This is a genomic window from Kitasatospora sp. NPDC057692 (genome assembly GCF_042799475.1).
Classification (GTDB): domain Bacteria; phylum Actinomycetota; class Actinomycetes; order Streptomycetales; family Streptomycetaceae; genus Kitasatospora.
In genome coordinates this window covers 36,306-62,604 of the sequence record NZ_JBHVIV010000007.1, presented here as the reverse complement: position 1 = coordinate 62,604, position 26,299 = coordinate 36,306, and the positions used below count along the sequence as shown (strand labels likewise).

The following is a 26,299-nucleotide window of genomic DNA, read 5'->3' as shown; positions in this document are numbered from 1 at the left end:
GATCCGCCTGCCGGGCCTGTCGAAGGAGGGCCCGGTGTGCCGTCAGGAGGGCCGTCGCAGCCAGGATTCGAGCGCCGCGTAGTCACTGTCGGTCAGCCCGATCCGCGGATCGACCCGGTGGAGCAGGGCGGGTGCCGGGTGGTGGGCGGCGACCCAGGCGCGGTCGGCGCGGGTGATCTCGTCGTCGACCCAGGCGAAGGGCCGCCCGCCCGCCCATGTCACGAGCGGGCGGGTCTTCCAGTGCACCCCGTCGTACTCGTCCGGCTCCTCCTCGTCGTCGGACGGCTCCGGCCAGTCCACGACGGTCAGCGGCGGCAGGCCGAGCAGCGGGGCGATGCACAGGTTGGCGGTGTCCATCCACGTGGTGGCCCAGACGACTTCGCACGGCAGCGCGGCCAGCCGTGGGCCGTGGCCCGGGTCGATCCTGGACAGCAGCGGATTCCCCTCGGCACGCGCCCCGGCGTACACCGGGTACGGCCCCGGCCCGCCGAACGGGATGAGCGGTCCGTCGACGTCCAGGAACAGCAGCGGCCACCCGGTAGCTTCGGTCACCCCGGCACGATACCGGCCACCAGGTGCGGACCTTCTGTGCGGACGCTCCCTGACCGTTCTCCGCGGGGCCGGCGGCGGTCCGTCACTGGAGTGCCGCGGCTTCCCCGTCCTGTGGAGGAGCCGCCCCGCCCGGATGCCGGAAGCGCGCCGCCGTCCACCCGGCGCGCGACTCCCGACCCCGGGCGGGACGGACGGTCAGAAGAGCGGCAGGCGGCGCAGGAAGACGTCCTGGTGCTGGTTGGTGTCCCCCGGCAGCAGGGCGCCGTCGGCGGAGGCGATCAGCACGGACGTGCCGAGCGCGTCGATGGCGGGGCCGTCCGACTCGACCGGGGACTGGGTGCCGTCGGGGGACAGGGTGACCCGTTCGACCGTGCCCGTCCACAGGTCGCGTCGGAAGACGTCGGCGGCGCCGTTGGTGTCGCCGGCCACCAGGTTGGCGGCGTTCGAGGCGAAGTAGACCCGGCGGTTGTCGGCCGTCATCACGGGGGAGTACGACTGGCCGTCGCCGGCGCCGGGCGCGCCGTCGCGGGCGGTGCTGACCAGGGTGGTGGTGCCGGTGCGCAGGTCGTGGACGAAGACCTGGGGGTGTGCGTAGCCGGAGACCATGGAGGTGTAGGAGCTGAAGAGCGCGTAGCGCCCGTCGGGGCTCAGCCCGCCGTCGAGCACGCCGTAGGTCGCACCGTCGGGGCCGATGCTGGCGGGGCGGGTCCGGCCGGTGCGCAGGTCGTGGACGTACAGCGGGTAGGTGCGGGCCCTGGCGAGCGGTGCGCCTGTGCCGTCGCCGTCCTCCGTGCCGCCGTCCTCCGTGCCGCCGTCCTCCGTACCGCCGCCGGGGGAGAGGCTGTCACGGGAGACGAAGGACACCGCGCCGCCGTCGGCGCTGAGCGCGGGGTGGCGGGCGGGGCTCTCGGCCTGGGTGCCGTCGTCGGCGACGTTGGCGCGCCGGGTGGTGCCGGTGCGGCGGTCGTGCACGAAGACGTCGGCGACGTGATTGGTGTCGCCCGGCACCAGGTCCCCCCGGCCGGAGGCGAACGCGACGTAGCGGCCGTCCCAGCTGATCACCGGGGTGTCGGTGCCGCCGGTCTGCGGCTGGGCCGGGTCTCCGACGGTGATCCGCTCGGTGCGCCCGGCGACCCGGTCGCGGACGTAGACGTCGTAGGTGCCGTTGGCGTCCCCGGGCGCCAGGTCGGCGGCGTCCGAGGCGAAGGCGACGTAGCGGCCGTCGGCGCTGATCGCCTTCCCGGAGGAGGAACCGGTGGCCTGGTCCCCGCCGTCGGCGACGCTGACGCGCTCGGTCCGCCCGGTGAGGAGGTCCCGGACGAAGACGTCGGAGGTGCCGTTGGTGTCCCCGGGGACGAGGTTGGCGGCGTCGGAGGTGAAGACGGTGTAGCGGCCGGTCGCCGAGAGGCCGCCGAGGTGGGAGTCGCCGTCGGCCTGCGCGCCGCCGGGTGCCTGGCTGATTCTCTCGACGCGCGGTGGCGCGGCGGCGGGTTGAGCGGCGGCCGGTCCCACGGCGGTCGCGCCGAGGACGGCGGCCGCCGCACCGGCGACGGCGGTGGAGCGGAGTCGGGTGTGGTGCGGTGTGGGCATGGATCCTCCCCAACGGGTTTCCGTCCGGCGCTCGTTGGCCGAACGGGTGTCCAGAGCCAATAGCCGGGACGGGCCGGAGGTCAACGCCAGGGCGGTGATTGGCATTGAAATGAATGAACCATGACGTACCATCAGCTGATTGCCGGAGGCCCTTTCCGCGATCGGGCCGATGCGAGTGCCGGCACCACATCACTCCTCCCGGCCGGCCGCCGCAGGTCGCCTCCAGCCAGTTCCTCCGACCGGCCGGCGGCACCCGGCGCCGGGCATGCGGCGCCCCGCGGCAAGTCGGTTGCGGGTCGCCGCGAGGACGGGAAAGACTGCCCCGGTGGATACCAAGCGTCCGTGCACCTGCTGCGGCCACCTCGTCTTCGAGGCGGCCGACGGCTGGCCCGGGTCGTACGGCGTCTGTCCGGTCTGCGCCTGGGAGGACGATCCGGAGCGCCTCCGCCGTCCGTTCGGCCGGGGCCGTGCGCACGGGCCCTCGCTCGTCGAGGCCCAGCGGAACGTCCGGGCGTACGGGGCCTGCGACCAGCGGGGCAGGCGCTTCGCCCGCCCGGCGACCGAGGACGAACCGCTCGACGGCGCATGGCGCCCGATCGATCCGCGAACGGACCTGTTCGAGGACGAGGACGAGGACGAGGCCTCCCCCCGCCCCTGGCCCGACGACCTGTCGGTGCTGTGCTGGTGGCTCCCGTCCTTCTGGGGGCCCGGAGAGCCGCCCGATCCGGACCCGGACCGGCGGGTGGTCGTCGACGTGGGCGCGGTCCGCGACGTTCACGGACTGCACACCGTTCTCCAGCGGGAGCTCGGGTTCCCCCCGTTCTACGGGATGAACTGGAACGCGTTCCGGGACGCGATCACGGGGCTCGTCCCGATGCCCCGTGACCTCCGCTTCACCGGCTGGTCCGCACTCGAACGCCGCTGCCCCGAATCGGCGGCGGCGCTGCGCGAGCAGCTCGCCCGGTTCGAGGAGTCCGCACCGGCGTTCGGCGTGGCGTACCACCCGTAGGCCGGATCGATTCCGTAGGCCGGACCAGGGGGGCCCGGCTCCGCGGACCGAAGTGCGCGCCTCCGCCGGGGGCGAGGAAGGGCGGGGCGGCGTGGGGCGGGTCCTGGTCACCTGTCCGGGCTGCGCCGCGGGTTTCGCGCCGTTGGCTGCGCGGCGCGGCCCGGACCGGTCACCCGCCGCAACAGGGCTTGCACTCCGTCACCTGGACGTTGTCGATGACCGGTCCGTACGCCCCGGCCACGGTGCTGCCGAAGCTCAGCGTGGTGGACGCGCCCTGCGCGACGAAGGCGAACTGGTGCCCCACGTAGCCCATGGCGGCCCTGGTCTTCCCGGTGACGTCGAAGGAGAAGTCCTGGAAGTTCTGGCCGTCGATCAGCACCCGGCCGGTCCGCACGGCCGGCCCGCCTCCCGGGTTGCCGGCCAGCGCGTAGGTGACGGAGTAGGTGGTCCCCGGGACGGTGGTGAAGCTCTGGGCGACGGTGGCGGCGGTGGAGCCGTTGAGGTCCAGCGACTGGTCGCCCTCGGCGGCCTGCCAGAAGCCGGCGCCGATCAGGTCGACGTTGCCCGCGGTGATGCTCCACGGGCCGATGGTCTGACCGGTGGTCAGGTTGGTGAACGCGTTCGCGGGGGCCTTGGGCGTCTCGAAGCTGCCGTCGTCGAAGCGGCTCAGGGCTCGGTGGCCGTCGGCCGCGTGGGCGGGGGAGACCAGGGCGGTGGCCCCGGCGACGAGCAGGGCGGCGACGGCGGTGCGGGCGCGCGGGAACGACATGGGTGGCCCTCCCAGGGCTGGTTGGACGGGATCAGCCGGCGAGCGGCTGCGCACCGAGCGTCCGCCGTCCGGGTGATCCCTGCCAAGGCCGGACCGATGGCGCCAGGTGTCGCGCGAGCCCGCGCGCGGGCTCCTTCGCGCCGGTTTGAGGGCGGACGGCCCCGCCGTACGGGGCATGCGGGCGGTCCCGGAGGCCCCGGGCGCACGGAACCGCCGCCGGTGGAACGGTTCCGCAGGGGGAGTGCGGCCGATCGTGCACGCCCTGTCCGTACGGCGCACTCCGGTCCCCGGGCCTGACGCCGCCTCCGCTGCCGCGGAACGCACCCGAAAATCGGTGGCCGATGCCTGCGAGCCCTCCTACGGTGTGCGCTGACCACGGATCTTCCCGGGAGGCGGCCATGCGCGTGCACTACCCTCGGACGCCGCACCTGCCCTGGTCACCGGGGGCGGCGGCGGACGACGTACGGGCCGCGAGCCTCGCCGGACTGGCCGGTGCGGAGGTGGTCGTCACCGAGAAGCTGGACGGCGAGAACACCACCCTCTACCGGGACGGCCTGCACGCGCGGTCGCTGGACTCGGCGCACCACCCGTCCCGGACCTGGGTCAAGGGTCTGCAAGGACGCGTCGGCGGGCGGATCCCGGACGGGTGGCGCGTCTGCGGGGAGAACCTGTTCGCCCGGCACTCCATCCCGTACACCGGCCTGGCGGGCTGGTTCTACGGATTCTCGGTCTGGACCGACCGCGACCACTGCCTGGACTGGGACGACACCGTCCGCTTCCTGCGCCGCCTCGGCATCCCGGCGCCGCCGGTGCTGTGGCGCGGCCGCTACGACGAACGGGCGCTGCGCGCCCTGCGCCTGGACCTCGACCGCCAGGAGGGATACGTCGTCCGGACCGCCCGCGGCTTCACCCGGGAGGACTTCGGACAGCGGGTCGCCAAGTGGGTGCGCCCCCGGCACGTGCGCACGGACACGCACTGGATGCACGCCGCCGTGGTCGAGAACGGCCTCGGCCCGGACGCCGCCCTGTGGGCCGTGCGCTCCGGTGCCCCGCCCGAGCCGGCCGCCCTGGCCGAGGTCCTCGCCGACGCCCTCGGCGATGCCCCGGGCCTACCCGAACTCCTCCGCCCGCCCGAGGAGCTGGCCGAGATGGCCGACCGGCTCGACGCGCTCGGCCGCACCGGCGACGCCCGGCTCGCGGGCGTGCTCGCCGCCGCGCTGCGCACCGCCCGCCGCGAGGAGCTGGCACCCGCGCTGGCCGGCCGGCTCGGACTGCCGCTGGCCCGCCGGATCGCCGACCTGGTCGGGCTCCACCCGAGCCTGCAGCGGCCCCACCCGGACGAGGACCGCCGCGCCGGGCTGGTCCGCCTCACGGCCGCCGCCGACCTCGGGGCGCTGCACGCCCTGGCCGCGGTGGCCGCCCAGAGCCCGCCGGAACACGAGCAGGTCGCCTGGTCGGCGCTGCACGCCGAGGAGGCCGGCCTGCTGGCCGAGGCGCCGCTCGACTGGCTGCGCACCGGCCTGCTCCGGGAGCTGGCCGGCCTCGACCGCGACGCCGCCGACCGCTGCTGGGCCCAGGCCCGCGAGGCCTACGCGCTCGGGCGGATCTCCACCGTCGAGGAGGCGGTCGCCGCCGCCTGGCGGCTGCGCGAGGGCCGCTTCCCCCGGCTGCTCCACCTGACCGGTCCATCCGGCAGCGGCAAGACCTCCTTCGCCGACGCCCTCACCGGCGTCGACGCCCGGATCTCGCTGGACGAGCTGCGCGCCGCCCGCGGCTCGCGCGCCGACCAGCGGGCGAACGCCGAGGTGCTGCGCGCGGGCCTGGACCGTCTGGAGGCCGCCCTGACCGGCACCGCCACCGTGGTCTGGGACGCCACCTCGCTCAACCGCCACCAGCGCTCCCACGTCCAGGCCGCCGCCCACCGCCGCGACGCCCTGCTCACCCAGGTGGTGCTGGTCGTCGACGGGGCGGAACTGCGGCGCCGCAACGCCCTCCGGCCGCACCCGGTGCCGCCGGAGGTGCTCACCGCGCAGCTGCACCGGTACAGCCCGCCCTACCCCGGCCAGGCCCACCGCACCTGGTACGTCGGTGCGGGCGGCACCGTCGAGTCCACGGCGGGCACCCTCGCCGGCGAGGAGGACTGATGCGCCCCATCGAACAGATCTGCCAGCGGATCCGCTGGGACGCCCGCTTCGACCCGGCCCGGTTCACCCTGGGCGTGCGGCAGCGCGACGACCGCACCAAGCGGGTTCCCCTGGAGGCCTTCACCGCTGCGGGCGACATCCCCTGGCACCGGGTGCGCTTCGTCGAGGCCGACGGCCAGGTGGTGTGGGACCGGGCGTCGGGCACGGACCTGCTGGACACCAGCGGGGCCGGACGGCGCACGGAGCCGCGCCGCCTGCCCGCGCCCTTCTTCACCGCCGGGACGCCGTACGCCTGGCGCCCGGACGGCGGCTGGCAGCCGAGGCCGGGCGCGTCGGTCGGGACGTCGGCCACCGGGACGCCGGCCACCGGCAGCGCGGTGCCCGTGCGCCTGCGGGTGGTCACCTGGAACACCCTGTGGGACCGCTATGACGCCGACCGGATCCACACCGTCCGGCGGCGGCCGCTGCTGCTCGCCGCGCTGGAGGCGGCCGATGCCGACGTGATCGCCCTGCAGGAGGTCGAACCGGCCCTGGTCGCCGCCCTGCTGACCGCGCCCTGGGTCCGCGAGGCCTACACCCTGGGCACCGACCCGGCCGGGCCCGACATCGACGACCACGGGCTGCTCCTGCTCAGCAGGCTGCCGGTGCTGGAGGCCGGACGGCACGTCCTGGGGCCGCACAAGGCCGTCGCCGCCCTCGCCGTCGACACCGGCACCGCCCCGCTGACCGTCGCCGCCGTCCACCTGAGCAGCGACCACTCCCCGGACGGCCCGGTCCGCCGGCAGGCCGAACTCATCCGGCTCGCCGGGGGGCTGGCCGGCGTCGAGGGCGAGCTGCTGATCCTCGGCGACTTCAACGACGGACGCGGTGACGTCGACGACGACGGTGGCGGCAGCCACGGCGGCGGCGGCCGCCCGGGTCCGGCGGCCGCCCTCGGGGCGCGCGACGCCTGGACGCAGGTGCACGGACCGGGCGACGACACCCCGACCTTCGACCCGGCCGCCAATCCGCTCGCCGCCGTCTCCTCACTGACCGGCCGGGCCGGACGGATCGACCGCGTCCTGCTCCGGACCGACCGCGTCCGCCCCACGGAGGCCGTGCTGCTGGGCGACCGCCCGACGGCCGACGGGCTGCACCCCTCCGACCACTACGGCCTGGCCGTGGACCTCGCCCTCGGCGAGGACCCGCCCGGCGCCGACGGGGCGGCCGGACTCCTGGACAGCGCGCCCACCGCCCGCACCGCCGTCGCCTGGCTGCCCCCCGAGGAGCTGTGGCCGCCGATCCAGCGCCTGCGCGCCGCCCACGACCCGCAGTTTGACCGCTGGCCGCCGCACGTCAACCTGCTGTTCGGCTTCGTGCCGGAGTCGGACTTCGACCGCGCCCTGCCACTGCTGGGCGCGGCCGCCGCCGAGGTGGCGCCCTTCGCCGCGCGACTGGACGGCGTGCACACCTTCGGCCACCGCGAGGACGCCACCCTGTGGCTCGACCCGGCCGCCGGCTCGCCCGCCTCGTGGGCGGCCCTGCGGCACGCCCTGGTACGGCGCTTCCCCCGCTGCCGGGGCCGGGCGGAGGGCTACACCCCCCATCTGACCCTGGGCCGCAGCGCCGACCCGCAGCGGGCCGCCGCCGACTGCGCGGCCCGGCTCGACCCGGCCACGGCCCGGGTGGGCGAGCTGGTGGTGCTGTCCCGCCGCGGCGACGAGCCGATGCGCCCGCGCGCCGTGGTGGCGCTGGGCACCGGCGAGGTCCGGCTGCTGCCCGAGGAACCGGACCCCCCGTCGCGGCCCGGGCCGTCGGGGCCCGAGTCGCCGCGGCTCCGCTCCGCCGCCCGCACGTCGACCGGGCGGATCGCCGCCGCGCTGCCCGAGGGAGTGGTCCACACCGTCGGCTCGCGCCGGCTCGGCTGTGCGCTGGAGGGCGCCGACCTGGACCTGGTGGCCGTACTGCCCGGCCGGGCCGACCTCGCCGGGATCCGCGCCCGGCTGGCGGCGCTGCTGCCGCACGCCCGGGAGCTGCGCGAGGTGCGCGGAGCCCGGGTGCCGGGGCTGCGGTTCACGGTGGACGGCCTGGAGGTCGACCTCGCGGTGGTCTCCTCCGGCGCCGTCGCCCCGGCCGAAGCCGTGGCCCGCCGCGCCGAGTTGGGCGAGGCCGCGGCCGTCGCGCTGAGCGCCGTCACCGACGCGCAGGCGATCCGGTCGGCGGTCGGCGACCGGCACGACCGCTTCGTCCGCCTCGCCCGGCAGGTCAAGGCCTGGGCCCGGGCCCGCGGCCTGTACTCCGCCCCCTTCGGCCAGCTCCCCTCGCTCGCCTGGACTGTGCTCGCGGCCCGGACCGTCCTCCGGGCGGACGCCCACGACGGCGACCTCTTCCCGTACTTCGCCGAGACCTGGGCGGGCTGGGACTGGCGCGACCCGATCAGCCTGCACGGTGACCGGACGGACCCCCACCCCGGTCCGGTCACCGTCCTCACCCCGTCCGCACCCGTCCGGAGCTGCACCACCCAACTCGGCCCCGACGCGCGCGACCTGCTCACCGAGGAGCTCTACCGGGCCTGGGAGATCACCACCGACCACGCCGACCACACGGACCGTACCGACCGCACCGATCACGCCGACCGCACCGACCGAACCGACCGCACCGACCCCTGGCCCCGTCTGCTCGCGCCGCCCCCGCTGCACCGCCGGCACGCCGCCTGGGCGGTGGTGACCACCGGCCCGGAGTCCCTCGGGATCGTCCGCGGCCGCCTCCGCGCCCTGCTCACCGCCCTGGAGGAGGACGGCACCACCGGTCTCCACGCCTGGCCGCGCCCCTACCGGACCGCCGACGGCCGCACCGCCCTCGCCATAGGCCTCGGCCCCGCCCCGCCGGGCGCCGACCGGCTCGCCGCCCTCGCCACGCCCTGGTCCCGCGGCCTCCCCGGCGTCCACGTCACCCACACCGACGGCGGCGCGGTGCCGACCCTGCGGTAGGACTCCGCCTCCGCTCCTCCCGGGCGCGCCGGTCGAGCGCTCCCGGGCCGGGACGCCCCCGATTGGTACGATCGGCGCCCCTGCCGCCGCACGTCACGCCGTCCCGTCGAGCCGCTCCACACCGCTCCGGGGGCGTGGCCGAGGGCCCTCGCGTCCGGTGTCCGACCGGCGGCTCCGCGTCCGTCCACGCCTTGAGAAGGAACCGGCCATGACCTACACCGTGGATTTCACCACCGTATCGACCGTCGGCCTGGAGTCGTCGCCCGTCGCGGACGCGCTCGCCGGGCTGCGGGCGAACGAGGCCCGGTACTTCAAGAACAAGTACGACCACGTGTTCACGGTGGAGGCCGCGGCGGACGCCCCGGAGGCCGTCGACTGGGTGCACCGGATCCTCCGGGAGGAACGCGGGATCGTCATCGCCTCCGAGCCGCTGGAGGCCACGGCCTTCCAGGTCGAGAACATCCGCATGGCCTTCGTGTTCTACGAGAGCGGCCTGGCGGTCAATGTGATGTACACCGTCGACGACGCCAAGAAGCGCGCGGTCGGGTTCAAGCTCTCCGAAGGCATGGAGGTCCCGGAGGAGCTCGCCCCGCGGTTCAAGTTCGCACGGCAGAAGTCGAAGCTCGCCGGTACCATTCGCGGATCGTTCTTCGTGATCAAGGGCGAGTACTGAACCGACGCGCTCCGCTCCCGCCCCGGGGCGGGCCCAGGACCGTCCACCCGTGGAAGGAGACGCCCCGTCATGACGACCGCCAGTGCGCCGGGTCCGCCGGAGGACGTCGCGGTGGTGCTGTCGGGCTACGGTCCGGTCGGCCGCGCCTACGCCGAACTGCTGCGGACCCGGGGCGCGGAACTCGCCCGCCGGCACGGCGTCCGGCTGCGGCTCGGCGCCGTCCGCACCGGCTCCGCGCACTGCCTCCCGCCCCCGGACGGCCGGGTGCCACCGCGTCCTGACTGGGGGCCGCCGGTGTCGCTGGAGCGGAGCCTCGACCTGGCCGCCGCGCGCGTGCTGGTACAGGCGCTGCCCTCCTCACCGGCGGTTCGGCGGCAGGCCGCCGAGGAGGCCGCGGCGGCGCTGCGCCGCGGGGTCCACGTGGTCACGGCGGCCAAGGGTCACCTGCTCACCCACTGGCGCGAACTCGGCGACGCCGCACAGGCCGGCCGCAGCCTGATCAGGATCTCCGGGGCCACCGGCGCCGCGCTGCCGGCGGCCGACCTGGCGCGGGCCGGCGTCCGCGCCCTCGGGTGCGTCTCCGTGCGGGCGTGTCCCAACGGGACCGCCACCTTCGTCCTCGACCGGCTGGCGGCGGGGGAGTCCCTGGCGGAGGCGGTCGGCGAGGCGCAGCGGCGAGGCATCGCCGAGGCCGACCCCTCGGCGGACCTCTCCGGCGAGGACGCGGCCACCAAGGTACGGCTGCTGGCGGCCCTGCTGTGGGGGTGGGAGCCGTCGGCCGTACGCGTGCGGACGGAGCCGGTGGACGGGCGCACCCCGCCGGCGGCGCTGGCCGCGGCCGAGCGGGGGAACCGGCTGCGGGCGGTGGCGGGCGCGAACGCCGGCGAGCCCCTGGTGGTGTCCGTCAGGCTGGAGGAGACCGTGCCGGGCGATCCGCTGCACGCCCTGGCCGGGCCGGAGAAGGCCGTCGTCTACGGCTGTCCCGAGGCGGGGGACATCACCGTGAGCGGGGGCCGTTCGAGTCCGGTCGGCGCGGCCCTCGCGATGCTCAAGGACACCCTCGACGTGACCACGGTCGGCCGCTTCGGCTTCGGCTGAGGTCGGCGGCCGGCGGATGCGACCGCGGGCGGCCCCGGCCGGCGCCGGGTCACCGGACGGGGACGCAGATCTCGCACAGGTGCCGGGCGAGCAGGTCGGGGCGGTAGCGTTCGACGACCGGGCGGGTGTCGTCGAACACGAGTCCCTGGGCGGCGAGGCGGTCGAAGAGGCGGGCCCAGGCCTGCGCGAGGCCCTCGGCGGTGTGGGCGACGGTGAGGACGGCGTGCAGCCCGCCGGCGAGGCGGTCGACCCGGACCTCGCTGCCCGGCCCGTCGCCGTCACCGAGGTCACCGAGGTCCCCGGTGTCCTCGGTGTCCTCGGTGTCCTTGGGCAGGACGAGGCAGGTGTCGTAGCGGCAGGCGTGCGGCGGGGTCCGGGCGGGGTCGTCCCGGGCGATGCCCAGGACGGCGGAGTCGGCCCGCAGCAGGTCGTGCGCGGCGGCCCAGGACTTGAGCCTTTCCATCTGGATGCCGTTCGCCTCGCCGTAGGGCCCGGTGCGACGCAGACAGGCGATATGGGACTCCGGCATGAATTCCAGCGTGAACATTCCCTTGTCCTCCGTTCGGGTGGTTTCGGGGGCAACCGTAGCAATGTATAAAATGCATTCGGCGGGAATTTGAAAAAGACCCGTCCTGGAATTCCGCGTCTGGATAGGGGTGGCGCATGGCGCAACCCGGCGCAGCTCGCGCTGCGCCGGGGGCGCGGCGGCGGCATCGTGGTCGGCGGGTCCGTCACCTCCCACCAGCCTCGACGAGGGGAAGCCGCCATGCGCATCGATCTCTCCGGCCGGACCGCTCTGGTCACCGGCTCCACCCAGGGCATCGGCCTCGCGATCGCCGTCGGCCTGGCCCGCGCGGGGGCCCGCGTCGCCGTCAACGGCCGCGACGGGGAGCGCGTCGCACAGGCGGTGCGATCCGTCGCCGCCGAATCCGGCAGCGACCACGTCACCGGCGCGGTCGGGGACCTGGCGACGGAGCAGGGCGCCGCCGCCGTGCGGGAGGCCGTGCCCGCGCTCGACGTCCTCGTCAACAACCTCGGGATCTTCGGCTCCGCCGCCCCGCTGGAGATCGACGACGCCGAGTGGCGCCGCTACTTCGAGGTCAACGTGCTGTCCGCCGTCCGCCTCATCCGCGCCTACCTGCCCGGCATGAAGGAGCGGGGCTGGGGGCGCGTCCTGAACCTCGCCAGCGACTCGGCCGTGGTCATCCCCGCCGAGATGATCCACTACGGCATGACGAAGACCGCGCTGCTCGCCGTCGGCCGGGGGTTCGCCAAGGACGCGGCCGGCACCGGCGTCACCGTCAACTCCGTCATCGCCGGCCCGACCCGCACCGGCGGCGTCGAGGGATTCGTGCGCGAGCTCGTCGGCGACGAACTGCCCTGGGACGAGGCACAGCACAGGTTCATGGTCGAGTACCGCCCGCAGTCCCTGCTGCAGCGCCTCATCGAGCCCGAGGAGATCGCCAACCTGGTCGTCTACCTCGCCTCCCCGCTGGCCTCGGCGACCACCGGCGGCGCCGTGCGCGTGGACGGCGGCTACGTGGACTCCATCCTGCCCTGAACCGGGCGCGCTGCCCGTTCGCGTCCCCGCCTTGACCGGTCTCCCGTTCGACGAGCGGTGCCCGTTGCGGAGCGCGTGGGTGCTGCGGGCCCTCCGGTCCGGCCGGGGAGCACCGTTCGGCCGGTGCGGAACCGGTCGGTGCCGAACCGGTCGGTGGTGCCGAACACTCCGGTGGACTCCCCTGGCGCCATGTCCACCGGCGCCCGAGCCCGCCCGCCGGCACCCGACACCGAGGGGTGAGCCGCCGTGACCGAACTCCACCACCTCCACGCCGAGGCCGCGCTGTTCGACCTCGACGGCACCCTGGTGGCCACCGAACACCGCAGCCGCGCCGCCTGGAAACGCCTGTTCACCGCACATCAGGTGCCCTGCGACGAAGCGGTCCTGGCGACGTTCGCCGGGCGGCGCGGCCAGGAGGCCCTCGCCGAGCATGTCCACCGCTTCCCGGGCCGCACCGTCGACGAGCTCTTCGACGAGGCCTGCGGGTACCTCGCCGCCCCCGGCGGCCCGCCGTCGACCGCCGTCCCGGGGGCCGCCGAGTTCCTCGCCGACCTGCACGGCCGCGGCGTGCCGCTCGCCGTCGTCACCTCCGCGCGGCGCGTCCACGCCACCGGGATGCTCGACCGCGTCGGCGGCGCAGGCCTCTTCCGGGCGATCGTCACCGCCGAGGACGTCAGCGTCGGCAAGCCCGATCCCCAGGGCTACCTCGCCGCCTGCCGCGCCCTCGGCGTCGACCCGGCCGACGGCCTCGCCTTCGAGGACGCCCCGGCCGGCGTGCGCGCCGCCAAGAGCGCGGGACTGCGCTGCGTGGCCCTCACCACCTCGCACGGCCCGGGCGACCTCGCCCACGCCGACCTGGTCGTGCCCGACCTCTCCGCACTGCGCTGGGGCCCGCCCGCCGGAGCGGCCTGACACCACCCCGCGGAGGGCCTCCCCGCCACGGGACGGGCACAATGGGCCGATGCTGGAGTTGCTGCCGGGGATCGGCGTGGTGCTGCCCGACGGTGCCGGGACACTCGGGTTCGGGATGACGGCCGAGGAGGCCGGTGCGATGCTCGCGGCGACACCGGGAAGCCACCGGTCGCGGCAGTGCATGACGCTGACCCGCCGCGACTACGCGGAGCTGCGGCACGCCCATGACGCGTGGCTCGGCGGAATCCTCTTCGACCACGCGTGGAACACCGTCGCCTCCTTCGGCGGCCTCGTGCTGACCGTCGCCGCCGGGGGACCCGGCCGCGACGACCGCCTCACCCTGATCGCCGTCGAAGCCGACGCGTCCGCGCGCACGGCCGCGACGCCCGAGGTGGTGTGGGACGGGATCGACCTCTTCGGGCATCCGGCCCGGGACGTCGTCTCCGTGCTACCGGGTCCCATCGACCCGTCCCGTGCGGCCGCCGGCGATGTGACGGTGCCCCGGCTGGGCCTGTGGCTGCGCCGGCCGCCGCCGGCCGCCGACCGGTGGTCGCGGCTGACCCTGCTCGACACCCCCACCGGGTGGGACCGGTGCTGTGCGGGCACGTTCGCGTGCGCGCGGGGCGGGGACGGCCTCGTGGGCGTCCTGCGCTGACGGACGGGCCGTCCGGGGCACGGGCGGGTCACCCCTCCTGGAACACGGCCTCCCCCGACGACCCGGAACCGCGCCGTGGCACCGGCCCGGCCCGGTGGCCCGCACGTGTCCGAGCCGCGCGGTAGCCTCCCGGGAACGGACGAGGAGACCGCATGGACGAGAACGCCGTGGACGTCGTCGAGGCGGCCTTCCGCCACTACCGGTCGCAGGACCGGGACGCGGCCCTGCCCCTGTACGCCGACGACTTCACCTTCACCAGCCCGCAGGACGACCGCATCGACCGGGCCGCGTTCTTCCGGCGGTGCTTCCCCACCGCCGACCGCTTCACGGAGCAGCGTCTGCTGCGCGTCACGCCCGCCGGGGACGGGCTCGTCTTCGCCTACTACGAGTACGCGTTGACGACGGGCGGCCGGTACCGCAACGTCGAGGCGATCACGGTGCGGGAGGGCCTGATCCGGGAGGTGCGGGTGTTCTTCGGCGGAGCGGTGTGAGCGGTCCTCCTCGACGGGTCCGGCGCGGTGGGGGAATGCCCGTGTGACGCCCGGTGGTTCGCACCACCGGGCCGCGCGGTGCGTGAACTCCGCCACGGAGCACGGGGATCGGCGTACGGCCCGGTCGCGCCGGGGACGGCCTTCGACCCGGACGTCATCGCCGAGCACTACCGGCGGCTGCACACCCAGCCTCGGGACGCCTGCTCGGGACGCCTGGGAGCACGAGGTCGTGCACGGCGGCTGAAACCGCCCTCCCGCCCCCACCGGCACGCGGACGCGGCATACCGGAGAGCGGTACGTCGCGGTTACCGTGTGGGCGAACGCGGCGTGTGCCGGGGGCGGGAGGCTGTGGGTGTTCAGCGTGGTGGACACGGTGTCGCTGCCGGCGGAGGACCGGTTCGACTGGTGGTGCGAGACCGTAGGCCGCGGGCCGGCGCCGACCAGGATCACCAGCGACCACGCCGCCGACTTCGTCGGCAGGGTGGAGACGCTGTCGACCGGAACCATGGACGCGACCTCGATGTCGTTCCCCGCCCTGCGGTCGGAGCGCACACCCGCCCTGATCAGGCGGTCCGACCCGGAGGCCTACGAACTGACGCTGATCGCGGGCGGATCGATGAGGATCGCGCAGTCCCGCCGGGAGGCCGTGCTGTCCCCGGGGGACTTCGTCATGTGGAGCTCCTCCCGCCCCTACACCGGCCAGGGGCGGAGCAGCGCCGACCACGGGCCCTCGCGCGGCATCGTGCTGCACCTGCCGAGGAGCCTCCTGCCCTTCCCGGAGACCCGCGTCGACCGGGTGCTGGCCACCCGGATGCCCGCCGCCGGGGGAATCGGCGCGATCCTCGCCCACCACCTGCACACCCTCTTCCGGGAGGCGCCCGCGCTGGGGGAGCCGGAAGGCGCCCGGCTCGGCTCCGCGACGATGCACCTGGCCCACGCCCTGCTGGCCCAGCAGATGGACGCGCCCGCGCACTTGGAGCCCGAGGCCCGCGGTGCGGTCCTGCTCGCGCGGATCGAGGCGTTCATCGGGGAGAACCTCGCGGACCCGCAGCTGTCCCCGACCTCGATCGCCGCCCGCCACCACGTCTCCGTCCGGACGGTGCACCAGCTCTTCCGGCAGCGGCACGAGACGGTCTCGGCGATGATCCGCCGGCGCCGACTGGAGCGCTGCCGGTCCGACCTCGCGGACCCCCGGCTGCGCCGCCTGCCGGTGCACGAGATCGCCGCCCGCAACGGACTGGGCGACCCGGCGGGATTCAGCCGCGGCTTCCGCCGCGCGTACGGCCTGCCGCCGGCCGAGTACCGCCGGACGTTCCTCGACGGGAACACCCCGGCGCCGTCAACCGGGTGAGCCGCGCCGCTGCCGCACGCAGGGACGACGAGGTCTGCGCGCCGATGCCGTGCGAGAGGCGGGGGATCGTGCGGGTCGAGGCCCTCGCCCGGGACTGCGTGAAGGGTGCCCGGCCCCCGCGCGGGGCGGGGCCGGGCACCGGTACGGGCGTCAGGTGCGGCTCGGACGGCGCTCAGGAGCGGCGGTCCCTGCGGCGGGCGCGGCGGAGCGCGGCGGCGCCGGCCCCCAGCGAGAGCGCTCCGGCGAGCAGGAGCGCCGGCGTCATGCTTCCGGTCTCGGCGAGTTGGCCGCCTCCGCCGCCCGGTCGCGGGGTGGGTGCGGGGTGGTGGCTCGGGCCACCGGTGGGGGAGGGGGCGCCGGTGCCGCCGTGGCTCGCGGTGTGGGTGGGGCTGGGCGTGGTGGTGGCGGTCGGGGTCGGTGAGGGGCTGGTGGTGGCGGTCGCGGTCGGGGTCGGTGAGGGGCTGGTGGTGGCGGTCGCGGTCGGGGTCGGTGAGGGGCTGGTGGTGGCGGTCGGGGACGGCGAGGGCGAGGGGCTGGTGGTGGCGGTCGGAGAGGGGGAAGGAGTGGCGCAGACGTGCTCCTCGATGCGGACCTCGCCGTCGCCGCTGCGTGCTCCGGTGGTGAAGGCCGCACCGGCGGGACCGAGGCTGGAGCCTCCGCCGCCCCCTCCGGCGTCGAGCGTGCCGCCCGTGGAGGAGCCGCCGGCTCCGCCGCCGTGAGCCCCGCCGCCTCCTCCGCCGCCGGTTCCCATGTGGATGTCGCCGACGTTGACGGCCGCGTCGCCGCCGCGGACGCCGACGGCGGCGCCGCCCGGGGAGCCGTCGTGGTCGGAGCCGGTGGTGCCGGTTCCGCCCGCGCCTCCCGCGCCGCCGTGGCCGCCGGACTTGCCGCCCTTGCCGGCCTGGGCCGCCCCGGTGTCGGCGCCGTCGGTCCCGTCCTGTCCGCCGTCGCCGCCGCGTCCGGTTCCGTTGTCGCTGAAGCTGCCGGCGCCGCCGCCTCCGCCGCCGGCGATCACCAGAGCGGTGCCGGCGGCCGTCACGGTGGTGGCACCGCCGCCCCCGGCGCCGATGGCGCCGTTGCCGGGGCGGTGCTCGGCGGTCGCGGACCCTCCCTGCCCGCCGCCGCCGTAGCCGCCGTAGGCCATGCTGTCGGGAACGAGGAGGTCGCCGCCGCTCCCCGCCTGGCCCACGTCGACGGTGAGGACGTCGCCGGCGTGGACCTGGAGCGTCGTCCGGACCTCGCCGCCCTTGCCGCCGGGCGAGCCGTAGACGGCGCTCCCGCCCGCGGCTCCGAACGCGTCCACCGCGATCTCGCAGACGCCCGCGGGAACGACGTACTGCTCGGGCGAGCCCGTGTAGGCGAAGGTGCGGGTCCCCGCGGCGGCCGCGGTGTACTGGGGGGAGCAGACGAGCAGGGCCGCCAGCGCGGTGGAGGTCGCGAGGCCGGCCTGTACGTAGTGAGTGTTTCTCATACAAACCGTTTATGTGACCCACGGCTTCCGTCACCGGCACCACGCGGCGGCGTCCGGGTGAACCGTGGAGCCGGCGCCAGCGGGCGCCGGCGCCCCGGGGGGGCGGCCGTGGTCAGTCGGCCGTCCGCGCGCGGGCCAGCCGGGCACCGGCGGCGGTGAGCCAGTGCGCGGCCCGGTGGCGGGCGTCGGCCGGGTCGCCGGACAGCTCCGTGAGGGTCAGGGCGCCGGCGTCGGCGGCCTCGCCGGCGACGATCCGGGCGGGGACGCCGGCCCGCCGCGCGCGGGCGAGGACCTCGCCGACGGCCTTGCCGAGCAGGCTGGTGCGGTCGAACCGGCCCTCGCCGGTGATCACCAGGTCGGCCCCGGCGAGGGCTTCGTCGAGGCCGGTCAGCTCGGCCACCGCCACCGCGCCGGGAACCACCTCGGCACCCCAGGCGGTCACCAGGCCGTAGGCGGTGCCGCCGGCCGCGCCCGAGCCGGGGAGGGCCGGGTCGCCTCCGAGCAGGTCGGCGAAGCGGCGCAGCCCCGCCTCCAGCAGGGCGATCCGGGCCGGGTCGGCGCCCTTCTGCGGCCCGTAGACCGCGGCCGCCCCGGTGGGGCCGAGCAGCGGGTTGGTGACGTCGGTCAGCAGCCGGACACCGCCGGGCGGGGCGGGGCGCAGGGCGGTGCGGTCGAGCCGGTCGGCCCGGGCGAGGGCGCCGCCGCCGTCCGGGAGCTCGGCGCCGGTGGCGTCCAGCAGCCGCAGGCCGAGGGCGGCCAGCAGCCCGGCGCCGCCGTCGGTGGACGCGGAGCCGCCGAGCGCGACGGTCACCTGCCGCGCGCCCGCGTCCAGCGCGGCGGCGATGGTCTCGCCGGTGCCGCGGGTGCCGGCGGTGAGCGGGGCGGGCGCGCCGCCGAGCAGCGGCAGGCCGCCGGTGTCGGCGAGTTCGACCAGCGCGGTTCCGTCCGGCAGCAGCGCGTAGCGTCCGGTGACCGGCCCCCCGTCGGGGCCGGTGCAGTCGGGCACCAGGTGCAGGACGGCGCCGGGGAGGGCCGGTGCGAGCGCGTCGAGGGTGCCCTCCCCGCCGTCGGCCATCGGACGGATCAGCAGCTCGTCGTCCGGCCGCACCGAGCGCCAGCCGGCGGCCAGCGCCTGGGCGGCGTCCCGGGCGGTGACGGTGCCCTTGAAGGAGTCCGGTGCGAGGACGACCCTCACGGCGTGGCCAGGTGGGTCAGGTGTCGCTCGATCAGGGTGCGCAGCGTCAGCTCGCCCGGGGTGTCCCAGATCTCCTGGTTGAAGATCTCGACCTCGATCCAGCCCTCGTACCCGGCGGCGGTGACCAGGTCGGTGAGGGCGCGGAAGTCGATGTGGCCGTCACCGACGTGGCCCCGGCCGAGCAGGGCGTCGGCGGGCAGCGGCAGGGTCCAGTCGCACACCTGGTAGGAGGCGATCCGGCCCTCCCGCCCGGCGCGGGCGACCTGCTCGCGCAGTGCCGGGTCCCACCAGACGTGGTAGCTGTCGACGACGACGCCGACCTGCCCGGCGGGGTGCGGGGCGGCGAGGTCCAGCGCCTGGCCCAGGGTGGAGACCACCGCCCGGTCGGCGCAGAACATCGGGTGCAGCGGCTCGATCGCCAGCCGTACGCCGAAGTCCCCCGCGTGCGGGGCGAGTTCGGCGAGCAGGTCGGCGACGGCGGCGCGGGCGCCGACCAGGTCGCGGCTGCCGGCCGGCAGGCCGCCGACGACCAGCACCAGGGTGTCGGTGCCGAGTTCGGCGGCCTCCTCGATGGCCTGGAGGTTGTCGGCGAGCGCGGCCCGGCGCTCCTCCGGGCCGTTGGCGGTGAGGAAGCCGCCCCGGCAGAGGCTGCTGACGGCGAGTCCGGCGTCCCGGCAGAGCTTCGCGGAGCGGGCCAGGCCGGTCTCGGCGACCTTGTCCCGCCAGAGCCCGATGGCCGGGATGCCGGCGTCCACGCAGCCCCGCACGGCCTCCGGCAGGCTCCAGCCCCGGGTGGTGATCTGGTTGAGCGACAGCCTCTCCAGGCCGTTCACCGCGCCGGCGCCGCTCATGCCGCCACCCCCGCGACCGCGAGCAGCCGGCGCATCCGGTCGGCCGCGAGGTCCGGGTCGGGGAGCACCCCGGCGGCGTCCGCGAGCCGGAACAGCTTCACCAGGTGGGGCACCGAACGCCCGCTCTGCGCACCGCCCACCATGGTGAAGTGGTCCTGGTGGCCCGCCAGCCAGGCGAGGAAGACCACACCGGTCTTGTAGTGGAAGGTCGGCGCGGCGAACAGGTGCCGGGCCAGCGGCACGGTCGGCGCGAACAGCTCCTCGTAGCGGTCGAGGTCGCCCTCGTCGAGCGCCCGCAGCGCGGCCGCGGCGGTCGCCGCGATCGGGTCGAAGACGCCCAGCAGGGCGTGGCTGTGGCCGAGTTCGTCGCCGCGGATCAGCTCGGGGTAGTGGAAGTCGTCACCCGTGTACATCCGCACGCCGGCCGGCAGCGCGCGGCGCAGGGCGATCTCCCGGTCGGCGTCCAGCAGGGAGACCTTGATGCCCTCGATCCGGTCGGCGTGCGCGCCGATCAGCTCCAGCACGGTGGCGGCGGCCGCGTCGAGGTCGGCGGAGCCCCAGTAGCCGGCCAGCGCCGGGTCGAACATCTCGCCGAGCCAGTGCAGCAGCACCGGCCGCTCGGAGGCGGCGATCAGCTCGCCGTACACCTCCAGGTAGTCCTCCGGGCCGCGCGCGGCGGCGGCCAGGGCGCGGCTGGCCATCAGGATCGGCTGCGCGCCGGCCTCCTGGACGACGGTCAGCTGCTCCTCGTAGGCGGCCCGGACGGCGTCCAGGGACCGGGGGCCGGGCGCGAGCTGGTCGGTGCCGACGCCGCAGGCCAGCAGGCCGCCGCAGGCGCGGGCCGCGGCCCCGGAGCGGGTGATCAGCTCGCGGGTGGCCGGCCAGTCGAGGCCCATGCCGCGCTGGGCGGTGTCCATCGCGTCGGCCACGCCGAGGCCCAGCGACCACAGGTGCTGCCGGAAGGCGAGGGTGGCGTCCCAGTCGACGGCGGCGGGTGCGCCGGGGGCGTTGTCGCCCAGCGGGTCGGCGACCACGTGGGCGGCGGCGAAGGCCGTCCGCGAGCGGGCGGGGGCGGGCGGGGCGGGCGGGGCCGCGGGCTCGCGCAGCCGGAGCCGGCCGTGGCCGGGCAGGTCGATCTCGGTCATGGTGTCAGCGCATTCGTCTCGTCGGCGGGCGGCTTCGGGGTGGTCGGTTCCCCGGCGGCCGGGTGCTCGGTGGCCGGCCGGGATGCGGCCGGCGGGCCGTCACAGGGACAGCTCGGGAACGTCCATCCGGCGTCCCTCGCGGGCGGAGCGCAGGCCGAGTTCGGCGAGCTGCACGCCCTTGGCACCCTCCAGCAGGTCCCAGTGGTACGGGGTGCCGGTGGTCACGTGGCGCAGGAAGAGCTCCCACTGCGCCTTGAAGCCGTTGTCGAACTCCTCGTTGTCCGGCACCCGCTGCCACTGCGCGCGGAACGGCTCGGTCGCCGGCAGGTCCGGGTTCCAGACCGGCTTGGGGGTGGCCGCGCGGTGCTGGAAGCGGCACTCGCGCAGCCCGGCGACCGCGCTGCCCTCGGTGCCGTCGACCTGGAACTCCACCAGCTCGTCACGGTCCACCCGGACCGCCCAGGAGGAGTTGATCTGGGCGGTGATGCCGCCCTCCAGCTCGAAGACGCCGTACGCGGCGTCGTCGGCGGTGGCCCGGTAGACCTGCCCGCGCTCGTCGGTCCGCTCGGGGATGTGGGTGGCGGTGTGCGCGTACACCGAGCGGACGGGGGCGATGATGCCGTCCAGCACGTAGCGCCAGTGCGGGAACATGTCGAGGACCATGCCGCCGCCGTCCTCGGCGCGGTAGTTCCAGGACGGCCGCTGGGCCTGCTGCCAGTCGCCCTCGAAGACCCAGTAGCCGAACTCGCCGCGCACCGAGAGGATCCGGCCGAAGAAGCCGCCGTCGACCAGCCGCTTGAGCTTGCGCAGGCCGGGGAGGAAGAGCTTGTCCTGCACGGCGCCGTTGCACACCCCGGCGTCGCGGGCGAGGCGGGCGAGGTCGAGCGCGGCCTCCAGCGACTCGGCGGTGGGCTTCTCGGTGTAGATGTGCTTTCCGGCGGCGATCGCCGTGCGCAGCGCGGTCTCCCGGGCGGGGGTGACCTGGGCGTCGAAGTAGATCTCGGCCAGCGGGTGGGCGAGGGCCTCGTCGAGCGAGGTGGTCCAGTGGGTGAGGCCGTGCCGGTCGGCGAGGTCCTTGAGCTTGTCGGCGCTGCGGCCGACCAGGATCGGCTCGGGCCACAGCGTGTCGCCGTCGGCGAGCGGCAGTCCGCCCTGGTCGCGGATGGCCAGGATGGAGCGGACCAGGTGCTGGCGGTAGCCCATCCGGCCGGTGACGCCGTTCATGACGATGCCGATCACCCTGCGGGGCATGGGGGTTCTCCGATTCGTTGCTGGTGCGGGGAGCACGTGGTGCGGGAACGCGTGGTGCGGGGCCGCGCGGCACAGGGGCGCGGCGGTGGATCACGCGGTGCGGTGTTCGTCCTCGGCGAGGACGGGGTGGGCGAACGGCTGCCCGGCGGTGTAGCGGGCGAGCTCGTCCGCGGCGGCGGCCGCCATCCGGTGCAGCTCGCCGCCGAGCGAGCCGGCGACGTGCGGGGTGAGGAAGACGTTCGGCAGCTCGTAGAGCGGGGAGTCGGCGGGCAGCACCTCGGGCTCGGTGACGTCGATGACGGCGTCGAGGCGTCCGGAGGCGACCTCGCGCACCAGCGCCTCCTGGTCGACCAGGGAGCCGCGCGAGGTGTTGACCAGGGTGGCGCCGTCGCGCATCAGGGCGAGCCGGCGTCCGTCGATCAGGTGCCGGGTGGCCGGGAGCTCGGGGGCGTGCACGCTCACCACGTCGGAGGCCGCGCAGAGTTCGTCCATGTCCACGGCGCGGGCGCCGAGCCGGGCGGCCTCGGCGGGGTCGACGAACGGGTCGTGCAGCAGCAGGTCCAGGTCGTGCGGGCGCAGCAGCTCCATCACCCGCCGGCCGATCCGGGAGGCGCCGACGATGCCGACGGTGCGCCGGTAGTTCCCGGCGGTGGCGTACGCCAGCTGCCAGTCGTGCGGGGCGCGGCGGCGCCGGTACTCCTCGCGGATCGGCAGCAGCCGCTTGTTGGCGAGCAGTACGACGGCGACGGTGTACTCGGCGACCGGCAGGGCGTTGGCCCAGGCCGCGGAGGTGACCTGCAGGCCGCGGCGCCAGCAGGCCTCGGTGACGTGGTGCTTGACCGAGCCGGCGGCGTGGATGACGGCGGTCAGCTGCGGGGCGGCGGCCAGCACCTCCTCGTCGATCGGCGGGCAGCCCCAGCTGGAGACGATCACCTCGGCGTCGGCGAGCGCCGCGCGGGCCTCGGGGGTGGTGAAGTCGTCCAGGACGAGCGTCGGGTCGAGGTCGGCCAGCGCGGCGAGCCGGGCCATGGTGTGCGGGTCGATCAGGCGCCCGGCGAGCTCGCGGTGCATGGCGAGGACGGCGCGGGGGCGGCAGGCGGGCCGGCCGTCGGGCACGGTGGTCTCCCGGTCGGGCGTAGGGGCGGTGTCGGTCACGGCGGCGGTGCCGGTCGCGGCACCGGAGGGGTACGGGGTCACTTGACGCTCCCTGCGGTCAGGCCGGCCTTCCAGTGCCGCTGGAGCAGCACGAAGGCGAGCACGAGCGGCACGACGGCGAGCAGCGAGCCGGTGATGACCAGCGGGTAGTACTCGGGGAAGGCCTTGGTCTGGGCGTTCCAGCTGAACAGGCCGAGGCTGACCGGGAAGAGCCGGTTGTCGGAGAGCATCACCAGCGGCAGGAAGAAGTTGTTCCAGATGGCGGTGAACTGGAACAGCAGCACGGTGACGAAGCCGGGCATCACCATCCGCAGCCCGATCGACCAGAAGGTCCGCAGCTCCCCGGCGCCGTCCATCCGGGCGGCCTCCAGGACCTCGTTCGGCACGTAGCCGGCGCAGAACACCCGGGCCAGGTAGACGCCGAAGGGGTTGACCAGCGAGGGGATGAAGACCGACCAGAAGGTGTTGACGATGCCGAGCTCGGAGGCCAGCAGGTACATCGGCAGGGCGAGCGCCGTGGTGGGAACCAGCACGCCCAGCAGCACCAGGCCGAACAGCTTCTCCTTGCCGGGGAAGCGGTAGACGTGGAAGGCGTAGCCGGCCGCGACGCACACCAGCGCGCACAGCAGGGAGCCGATCCCGGCGTACAGCAGCGAGTTGAGGTACCAGCGGAAGTAGATGCCGTCGCCGGTGGAGGCCAGGTCGCTCAGGTTCCGGCCGAGCTGGAAGTTGTCGGCGCCCAGGGCGTTCCCGCCGAGGAGGTCGGCGGTGTTCTTCGCGGAGGCGGTCAGCAGCCAGCCGAGCGGCCACAGGGTGTAGACGGTGGCCAGCACCAGGGTGCCGTTGACGGCGGCCTTGGAGAGCGTCCAGGGACGGCGCGGGCGGTTCGCGCGGCCCGGCCGGTCGGGCGGGGCGCTGCTGGGGCGGGTGACGGTGGTGGTCATGCGTCGGCCTCCCGCCGGCGTTCGGAGCGGCCCCGGGTGAGCCGGGTGACGGCGAAGGAGAGCCCCGCCGCGGCGAGGGCCAGCAGCACCGAGGCGGAGGCGGCGAGCCCGTAGTCGTGGCGCTCGAAGGCGGCCGTGTAGGCGTACATGTTCGGGGTCCAGGAGGAGGTGACGCCCGGCGAGGTGCCGTAGAGGATCATCGGCTCGGTGAACAGCTGGAGCGAGCCGATGACGGTGAACAGGCCGACCATGGCGATCGAGGGCCGGATCAGCGGCACCTTGATGCTCAGGGCGGTGCGCAGCGGTCCGGCGCCGTCGACGACGGCGGCCTCCAGCACCGAGCGGTCGATGGCCTGCAGGGCGGCGTAGAAGATGACCAGGTTGTAGCCGGTCCACTGCCAGAGCGCCATGTTGACCACGGCGGGCAGCGGGTGGCCGAGCGGGTCGGGCTGGGTGCCCAGGGACTCCAGCACGTCCAGCACGGGGCTGATGCCGGGGGTGTAGAGGTACATCCACAGCAGCGCGGCGATGATGCCGGGCACGGCGTGCGGGATGAACAGCGTCAGCTGGAAGAAGCGCCGGGCGCGGGCCAGCGTGGAGTCCAGCAGCAGGGCCAGGACGAGCGCCAGGCCGGTCATCAGCGGGATGTAGATCAGGCAGTACTGGGCGGCGGTCAGGAAGCCGTCGCGGAACGCGGCGTCCGACAGTGCCCGGGCGTAGTTGCCGAGCCCGGTGAAGACCGTCTCGGCGTCGCCGAAGCCGAGGCCGGAGCGGCGTTCGGTGAACAGGCTGAGCCGGATCGCGTAGCCGATCGGGATCAGCGTGCACGCGGTGAAGAGCAGGAGGAACGGGGCGAGCAGCACGGCCGGTGCCCCGTACCGCCCGCGCCGCCGGCCGGCGGCGCGGGCGGTACGGCCGGGATGGGCGCCGGAGGTCACTGGGCGACCTTCAGCCCGCGGTTCTTGAACTCGGCGAGGGTGGCCTGCTGCGCGGCGGTGAGCGACTCGTCGATGGTGCCGGTCTTGCCGGCGACCTTGCCGAAGGAGTCCTTCAGCGTGCCGTTGGTGACGCCCATCGCCGGGCCCCAGGTCCAGCCCGGCTTGATGGACTTGGCGGCGTCCGCGTACAGGGCGTAGAGGTCCTGGCCGCCGTAGAAGTCGGTGTTGAAGGCCTGCTTGGCGACCGGCACCAGCTCGGTGGCGGCCGGGTAGGCGGAGGAGGTGCCGGAGGAGATCCGGGCCTTGAAGCCGTCGGCGGTGGTGGTCGCCCAGGTGGCGAACTCGACGGCGGCCTTGGCCTTCTTGCTGTCCTTGGACACGGCGAAGGTGGTGCCGCCGAGCATGCCGCTGGCGGGGCTGCCGTCCCAGCTGGGCATCGGCGCGGCCGCCCAGGTGCCGTTGGCCTCGGGGGTGGTGCCGACGGTGGACTTGAGGACGCCGCCGCCCCAGGTGGCGCCGAGGTAGCCGGCCGTCTCGCCCTTCTGCAGGGAGGCGGTCCACTGCTGGCTGAAGGACGGCATGACGCGCACGAGGTCCTCGTCGGCCAGCTTCTGCCAGTACTCGGAGACCTTGCGGGTCTCCGGCCCGGTCAGGTCGGCCTTCCACGCCTCGTCGGCGGCGCTGAACCAGTGGGCGCCGTTCTGCCAGGCCATCGCCTCGAAGGTGGTCGGGTCGTCGGGGAAGAAGGTGGCGATGCGGGTGTCGGGCTGGGCGGCCTTCAGCTGCTGGGCGGCGGTGCGGAACTCGTCCCAGGTCTTGGGGACGGTGATGCCGGCCTTGGCGAAGAGGTCCTTGCGGTAGTAGAAGACCTGGGGGGCGGCGTCCAGCGGCAGGGCCCAGGTCCGGCCGCCGAGCGAGGTGAGCTCGACGGCCTGCGGCAGGTACTTGGCCTTGAGGTCGCCGCCGACCAGCTTGCTGATGTCCTGGACGGCGCCCTGGCTGACGAAGTCCGGCAGCTGCGGGTACTCGACGTTGTAGACGTCGGGGGCGTTGCCGGCCTTGACCGCGTTGGAGATCTTGGCGTAGCCGCCGGCCGCGCCCGCCGGGATCTCCTCGAAGGTGACCTGGATGTTCGGGTGGCTCGCGTTGAACGCGGCGACCACGTCCTTGGTGCCCTTCGCCCAGCCCCAGAAGGTCAGGCTGACCGGCTTGCCGTCGTCCGCGGCGGCGGTCGCGGCCCCGTCGCCGCTGCTGCCGCAGGCGGCGAGCAGGGTGACGCAGAGCGCGGCCGAGGTGGCCGCGGCGGCGGCGCGGAGGGCTCTGCGCCGGGAGAGGGGGGTCGAGCGCATCGGTGGGCTCCTTAGGACGAGGGTGCGCGGCCCCCGGAACGGTGGCTCCGGCCGGGGCCCGCAGAGGGTGGGGGCGATTGGCTGTCATCCTGAGCAGGTAGGCGATCGGAGTCAAGAGATTTGGATCAAATGATCTGACCTGATCGACCTCCCGGACCCTCGAAGCCGCCCTCATGACCACCGGAAATGCCGAAAAATCGGGGCAATGGGCCGCTGGGCCGGCAAC

The 26,299-nt window shown here is 75.3% G+C and carries 23 protein-coding genes; 10 read left to right on the top strand and 13 right to left on the bottom strand.

Annotated elements, in window-relative coordinates:
• Positions 1–42 precede the first annotated feature (42 nt).
• Together ACFVFS_RS06385 and ACFVFS_RS06380 are read right to left on the bottom strand one after the other, a co-directional pair.
• A complete protein-coding gene (locus tag ACFVFS_RS06385; protein WP_380620768.1) occupies positions 43–552 on the bottom strand; it encodes a hypothetical protein in 510 nt (169 codons plus the stop codon).
• Positions 553–747: 195 nt separating this feature from the next.
• Positions 748–2,142, bottom strand: coding sequence for a TolB family protein (locus tag ACFVFS_RS06380; protein WP_380620766.1), 1,395 nt, complete (start codon positions 2,140–2,142; stop codon positions 748–750).
• A gap of 325 nt (positions 2,143–2,467) precedes the next feature.
• Here ACFVFS_RS06380 and ACFVFS_RS06375 point away from each other — a divergent pair, with 325 nt between their 5' ends.
• Positions 2,468–3,151: a CPCC family cysteine-rich protein gene (locus ACFVFS_RS06375; RefSeq protein ID WP_380620764.1), complete on the top strand. Its 684-nt coding sequence runs from the start codon at positions 2,468–2,470 to the stop codon at positions 3,149–3,151.
• Positions 3,152–3,320: 169 nt separating this feature from the next.
• Here the strand turns inward: ACFVFS_RS06375 and ACFVFS_RS06370 are convergent, their stop codons facing one another.
• Positions 3,321–3,920: a choice-of-anchor C family protein gene (locus ACFVFS_RS06370; RefSeq protein WP_380620762.1), complete on the bottom strand. Its 600-nt coding sequence runs from the start codon at positions 3,918–3,920 to the stop codon at positions 3,321–3,323.
• A 398-nt stretch (positions 3,921–4,318) separates the two neighbouring features.
• Here ACFVFS_RS06370 and ACFVFS_RS06365 point away from each other — a divergent pair, with 398 nt between their 5' ends.
• The 4 genes from ACFVFS_RS06365 (at position 4,319) to ACFVFS_RS06350 (ending at position 10,804) form a co-directional block, all read left to right on the top strand.
• Positions 4,319–6,064, top strand: coding sequence for an RNA ligase family protein (locus ACFVFS_RS06365; protein ID WP_380620760.1), 1,746 nt, complete (start codon positions 4,319–4,321; stop codon positions 6,062–6,064).
• Positions 6,064–9,033 (top strand): RNA repair domain-containing protein, encoded by a 2,970-nt coding sequence (locus ACFVFS_RS06360; RefSeq protein ID WP_380620758.1) that lies wholly within the window; start codon positions 6,064–6,066, stop codon positions 9,031–9,033. Before ACFVFS_RS06365 ends, ACFVFS_RS06360 begins: the two co-directional genes overlap by 1 nt.
• 208 nt (positions 9,034–9,241) lie before the next feature.
• Positions 9,242–9,706: a phage tail protein gene (locus ACFVFS_RS06355; protein WP_380620756.1), complete on the top strand. Its 465-nt coding sequence runs from the start codon at positions 9,242–9,244 to the stop codon at positions 9,704–9,706.
• 69 nt (positions 9,707–9,775) lie between these two features.
• A complete protein-coding gene (locus tag ACFVFS_RS06350; protein WP_380620754.1) occupies positions 9,776–10,804 on the top strand; it encodes a homoserine dehydrogenase in 1,029 nt (342 codons plus the stop codon).
• Between the two features lie 49 nt (positions 10,805–10,853).
• Here ACFVFS_RS06350 and ACFVFS_RS06345 read toward each other — a convergent pair whose 3' ends face one another.
• Entirely contained in the window at positions 10,854–11,333 is a 480-nt protein-coding gene (locus ACFVFS_RS06345) for a GyrI-like domain-containing protein (protein ID WP_380620752.1), read from the bottom strand.
• Positions 11,334–11,570: 237 nt separating this feature from the next.
• On the opposite strand from ACFVFS_RS06345, the gene ACFVFS_RS06340 reads away from it, so the two are divergent.
• From ACFVFS_RS06340 to ACFVFS_RS06320, 5 genes are all read left to right on the top strand, one after another.
• Positions 11,571–12,365, top strand: coding sequence for an SDR family NAD(P)-dependent oxidoreductase (locus ACFVFS_RS06340; protein ID WP_380620750.1), 795 nt, complete (start codon positions 11,571–11,573; stop codon positions 12,363–12,365).
• 246 nt (positions 12,366–12,611) lie between these two features.
• Positions 12,612–13,277, top strand: a complete 666-nt coding sequence (locus ACFVFS_RS06335) for an HAD family hydrolase (protein ID WP_380620748.1) — start codon at positions 12,612–12,614, stop codon at positions 13,275–13,277.
• A gap of 49 nt (positions 13,278–13,326) precedes the next feature.
• Positions 13,327–13,932, top strand: coding sequence for a hypothetical protein (locus tag ACFVFS_RS06330; RefSeq protein ID WP_380620746.1), 606 nt, complete (start codon positions 13,327–13,329; stop codon positions 13,930–13,932).
• Positions 13,933–14,084: 152 nt separating this feature from the next.
• The gene (locus ACFVFS_RS06325) at positions 14,085–14,423 is read left to right on the top strand and encodes a nuclear transport factor 2 family protein (RefSeq protein WP_380620744.1); all 339 of its coding nucleotides are present in this window, start codon (positions 14,085–14,087) and stop codon (positions 14,421–14,423) included.
• Positions 14,424–14,775: 352 nt separating this feature from the next.
• Positions 14,776–15,774: a helix-turn-helix domain-containing protein gene (locus tag ACFVFS_RS06320; protein WP_380620742.1), complete on the top strand. Its 999-nt coding sequence runs from the start codon at positions 14,776–14,778 to the stop codon at positions 15,772–15,774.
• A gap of 172 nt (positions 15,775–15,946) precedes the next feature.
• On the opposite strand, the gene ACFVFS_RS06315 is transcribed toward ACFVFS_RS06320, so the two are convergent.
• The 9 genes from ACFVFS_RS06315 to ACFVFS_RS06275 form a co-directional block, all read right to left on the bottom strand.
• A complete protein-coding gene (locus ACFVFS_RS06315) occupies positions 15,947–17,245 on the bottom strand; it encodes an LPXTG cell wall anchor domain-containing protein (RefSeq protein ID WP_380620740.1) in 1,299 nt (432 codons plus the stop codon).
• Between the two features lie 112 nt (positions 17,246–17,357).
• A complete protein-coding gene (locus tag ACFVFS_RS06310) occupies positions 17,358–18,440 on the bottom strand; it encodes a glycerate kinase (protein WP_380620738.1) in 1,083 nt (360 codons plus the stop codon).
• Positions 18,437–19,291 carry a sugar phosphate isomerase/epimerase family protein gene (locus ACFVFS_RS06305; RefSeq protein ID WP_380620736.1) on the bottom strand — a complete coding sequence of 285 codons (855 nt, stop codon included), beginning with the start codon at positions 19,289–19,291 and terminating at the stop codon, positions 18,437–18,439. The genes ACFVFS_RS06310 and ACFVFS_RS06305 overlap by 4 nt, the downstream gene beginning before the upstream one ends.
• Entirely contained in the window at positions 19,288–20,436 is a 1,149-nt protein-coding gene (locus ACFVFS_RS06300) for a dihydrodipicolinate synthase family protein (RefSeq protein ID WP_380620734.1), read from the bottom strand. Before ACFVFS_RS06300 ends, ACFVFS_RS06305 begins: the two co-directional genes overlap by 4 nt.
• 99 nt (positions 20,437–20,535) lie before the next feature.
• On the bottom strand, positions 20,536–21,687 hold the full coding sequence (locus ACFVFS_RS06295; protein ID WP_380620732.1) for a Gfo/Idh/MocA family protein: 1,152 nt from the start codon (positions 21,685–21,687) through the stop codon (positions 20,536–20,538).
• A gap of 90 nt (positions 21,688–21,777) precedes the next feature.
• Positions 21,778–22,758, bottom strand: coding sequence for a hydroxyacid dehydrogenase (locus ACFVFS_RS06290; RefSeq protein ID WP_380620965.1), 981 nt, complete (start codon positions 22,756–22,758; stop codon positions 21,778–21,780).
• Between the two features lie 122 nt (positions 22,759–22,880).
• Positions 22,881–23,786, bottom strand: coding sequence for a carbohydrate ABC transporter permease (locus ACFVFS_RS06285; protein ID WP_380620730.1), 906 nt, complete (start codon positions 23,784–23,786; stop codon positions 22,881–22,883).
• A complete protein-coding gene (locus ACFVFS_RS06280; protein WP_380620728.1) occupies positions 23,783–24,724 on the bottom strand; it encodes a carbohydrate ABC transporter permease in 942 nt (313 codons plus the stop codon). Before ACFVFS_RS06280 ends, ACFVFS_RS06285 begins: the two co-directional genes overlap by 4 nt.
• Positions 24,721–26,073, bottom strand: coding sequence for an ABC transporter substrate-binding protein (locus ACFVFS_RS06275; protein WP_380620726.1), 1,353 nt, complete (start codon positions 26,071–26,073; stop codon positions 24,721–24,723). Before ACFVFS_RS06275 ends, ACFVFS_RS06280 begins: the two co-directional genes overlap by 4 nt.
• Between the last annotated feature and the right edge of the window lie 226 nt (positions 26,074–26,299).